The organism is Rheinheimera muenzenbergensis (assembly GCF_036984005.1).
Taxonomy (GTDB): domain Bacteria; phylum Pseudomonadota; class Gammaproteobacteria; order Enterobacterales; family Alteromonadaceae; genus Alishewanella; species Alishewanella muenzenbergensis.
The window spans coordinates 1-3333 of sequence record NZ_JALAAR010000039.1; the positions used below are offsets into that span (position 1 = coordinate 1).

Sequence of the window (3333 nt, forward strand, 5' to 3'; positions counted from 1 at the left end):
GCCTGCGCCGGCCATTGCCACATCAGCAGCATAATCAGTGCCAGTGGCAGGCTGGTAAATAGCGGTTGCATGAATAAAGCCGGTTAGGAATTAATGTCTATGGCCAGAGTATTAGGCTTTTGTGGCAAAGGCTTGCTGTTATCAGCGGCGGAAAGCGCTTGGCGGGATGTGGCAGGCAGCGTAAGCTTCAGGGTCAGGTCTTGCCTTTTGCCTTTTCCGTCTGGTGCGCTACAGTTTAGCGATGCTAAACACCAGACGGAGTGACTACCATGGCCAGACCTTTACGGCTTGAATTTGCCGGTGCGCTTTACCATATCACCAGCCGGGGTAATGAGCGCAAAGCCATCTATTTTGACGATACCGATTTCGAGCTGTTCTTAGCGCTGCTGGGCAAGGTATGCGAGCAGTATAACTGGGTGGTTCATGCCTATTGCCTGATGACCAACCACTACCATTTACTGGTAGAAACCCCCGATGCCAACCTCAGTAAAGGCATGCGCCAACTAAATGGTACTTTTACCCAGGCGATAAACCGACAACACCAACGGGTAGGGCATTTATTTCAGGGCAGATACAAAGCCATTCTGGTAGATAAAGATGCCTATTTGCTCGAACTAAGCCGCTATATTGTGCTAAACCCTATCCGTGCGAAGATGGTTCAGGAGCTTGATGACTGGCCATGGAGTAGCTGGCATGCCGTGATGGGCAAAGCGGCTTCACCCGCCTGGCTGGCAACAGATGCGTTACTGAGTATGATTGGCAAACAACGTAAAACCGCCAGAGAAAAATATGCCGCCTTTGTGCAGCAAGGTAAAGGTGTGCCTGTCTGGGATAAGCTCAGCAACCAGATATTTTTGGGAAATGATGACTTTGTGCAAAGCCATTTAGCGCGACTACACGAACAGGATGCGTTATCTGACATTCCCAAAAAGCAACGACGCGGCAAAGCCCTATCACTGACAGAATATGAGCATGCCGCGAATACACGCAATGACGCTATTGTTACGGCGTATCGCTCGGGCGGTTATACCCTTAAAGAGATTGGCAATCATTTTGGCTTGCATTACTCGCGGGTGAGTAAGATAGTGGCAAAAAGCAAGACCTGACCCTGAGGTACCTACGACGGCAGCCGAAATTTGGTAAAACGTCACGTTACCGAGCAAGGCAGCACCAAAACCATTTTCCAGCACGGCGGCGTCGAGCTGATAAAAGAAGGCAGCAGCACCACCATCAGGCGCAATATTGGCAATGCTCTGGTAGAGCGCAGTGGCAACAGCATAACCACGCGTTATGTGTACACCGACCATTTAGGCAGTGTTGATGTTATTACAGACGACAAAGGCCTTATCGAACAAAAGCTAAGCTTTGATGCCTTTGGTAAGCGGCGTATGGTATTTACCCCCAGCCATCAGCCGGTAGCCTTAACCTTGGCGGCGATACTAAACCGCACGCATCGTGGTTTTACTGGCCACCTGCAGGTAGACCATGCCAGCATTATTCATATGGGCGGGCGTATCTATGACAGTCACATCGGCCGCTTCTTGCAAGCCGACCCCTTTGTGCAGGCGCCGAGTAACAGCCAAAGCCATAACCGCTATAGTTATGTGCTGAATAATCCGCTGAGTTATACCGACCCCAGTGGGTATTTTTGGAGTAAGCTTAAGCAGTGGGCAGGGGTAATCATTGGCGTTGTTGTTTCCATTTATTGCTTGGCGTGTGGTGCCAGTATACTTAATGCGGCGCTTACAGGTGCTGCCATAGGTGCCGGCATGGCAGCGCTGAATGGCGGTAATATTATTAAAGGAGCTTTAATCGGGGCTTTCTCGGGGGCAGCGTTTTATCAGATAGGGGCGAATTTTAATGCAAATAGCGGTTTTTGGGCAGAAGGTGGTCTCGCCCATATCGGCGCGCATGGTTTGACTGGAGGGGTGACTTCGGTACTGCAGGGTGGCAAATTTGGACATGGTTTTATTAGCGCAGGCCTTTCAAAAGCAGTAAATATAAACAAAATTTTTGGAACTGCAGGAAAAGATGCACCTTTAAGGATAGTTTCAGCGGCAGTTATTGGTGGATCCATATCTAAAATTTCAGGTGGCAAATTTTCGAATGGAGCTACTACAGCTGCATTTGCACAATTGTTTAATGCAGAACGAAGAAATAGGATTGATGAGGCTATGGCGAAAGCAGACGAAGAAATTGCAGCACAAGCGGGTAGCTGGAAAACAGAAGATGATGCCGCGAAAGCTTTTGCCAAAGCAACTGCATCGATATCTGCAGAACTTAATGTTGAAATGGGAGCAACAATATACAACCGTGATGGAGTAATCGGCATCAGTAAAGTGTACACTGACTATAAAAGAGGCTGGGTCACACCACGTGATTTGGATGATAATGCAACGGCTCTAATTCATACTCATGGACGTCCTTCAACGGCTGATCTTGAGTTCAGTCCTGAAGACTACGAATATTTCATAAACAAAAGTATAGAGTTGGGGCGCCCGATTTCTGGATACTTGGCTCTCCCTGGTAGATATGGTGTTCATAAGTTTAATACTGCGGGGTATCTGAGTACTCCAGAAGCATATAGAGGTACATCACTTCACTGCTCAAATATTTCAAATGCATCACTAAGTTGCTATGGTAGCGGGGGATACTGATTATGAGAATTATATTTTTACTTCTGTTGATCATTCCATTTTATTCATTCGGGAACGATTGTGGAGAGCTAGATCAGCGCAGATGTGTGGTGTCGGTAATAAATTTGGTCGCAACTCCTGAGCGATACAATAATAAAGAAGTTGTTGTTAGAGGATATATTTATATTGGTCGAGGGGGCGCTTGGCTCTCTCTTTTCAGCGGACGTTTTGACTCTGCAAGTATGGTGTATATTGATATATCAGAAGATTTGGTGAATAAAATGGCTCTAAACGATCAGGATTTTTATACGGTCGCAGGTATTTTTGAATATTGTGGTAGCAAACAGACGATTACCAAAGAATGTTACAATTCTATTATCCCAATTGTTGGTGAAAATGGCGAGCCAATAATAGTCAGTATTAAGCCTTGAGGGGCTTCAGGCTTTATAATATTTGGTTTAACCTTCAGGATCACCCATTAGCCTCTCGGAGACAACAGAGCAGGGGGCTTCAGAGGGGGCTTCAGGGTCAAGGGGCTTCACAAGGGGCTTCAGGGTCAAGGGGCTTCACAAGGGGCTTCAGGGTCAAAGGGGCTTCAGGGTCAAGGTCTTGCCTTTTGAGGGGCTTCAGGGTCAGGTCTTGCCTTTTGCCTTTTCCGAAGGGGCTTCAGGGTCAGGTCTTGCTGGAACCTAGGGGT

The 3333-nt window shown here is 47.4% G+C and carries 3 protein-coding genes; all 3 read left to right on the top strand.

What is annotated here, in order from left to right:
- Positions 1-269 precede the first annotated feature (269 nt).
- Genes MN202_RS20380 through MN202_RS20390 form a run of 3 tightly spaced genes read left to right on the top strand, consistent with a single transcriptional unit; the run spans position 270 to position 3067 of the window.
- A complete protein-coding gene (locus tag MN202_RS20380; protein WP_335737969.1) occupies positions 270-1106 on the top strand; it encodes an REP-associated tyrosine transposase in 837 nt (278 codons plus the stop codon).
- A gap of 30 nt (positions 1107-1136) precedes the next feature.
- The gene (locus MN202_RS20385; RefSeq protein ID WP_335737970.1) at positions 1137-2657 is read left to right on the top strand and encodes an RHS repeat domain-containing protein; all 1521 of its coding nucleotides are present in this window, start codon (positions 1137-1139) and stop codon (positions 2655-2657) included.
- Between the two features lie 2 nt (positions 2658-2659).
- Positions 2660-3067 (top strand): hypothetical protein, encoded by a 408-nt coding sequence (locus MN202_RS20390; RefSeq protein ID WP_335737971.1) that lies wholly within the window; start codon positions 2660-2662, stop codon positions 3065-3067.
- Positions 3068-3333: the final 266 nt, after the last annotated feature.

Excerpts from the sequence above, each read along its gene's own strand:
- MN202_RS20380 (WP_335737969.1), top strand. The coding sequence starts at position 270 with ATGGCCAGACCTTTACGGCTTGAATTTGCCGGTGCGCTTTACCATATC.
- MN202_RS20390 (WP_335737971.1), top strand. The coding sequence starts at position 2,660 with ATGAGAATTATATTTTTACTTCTGTTGATCATTCCATTTTATTCATTC.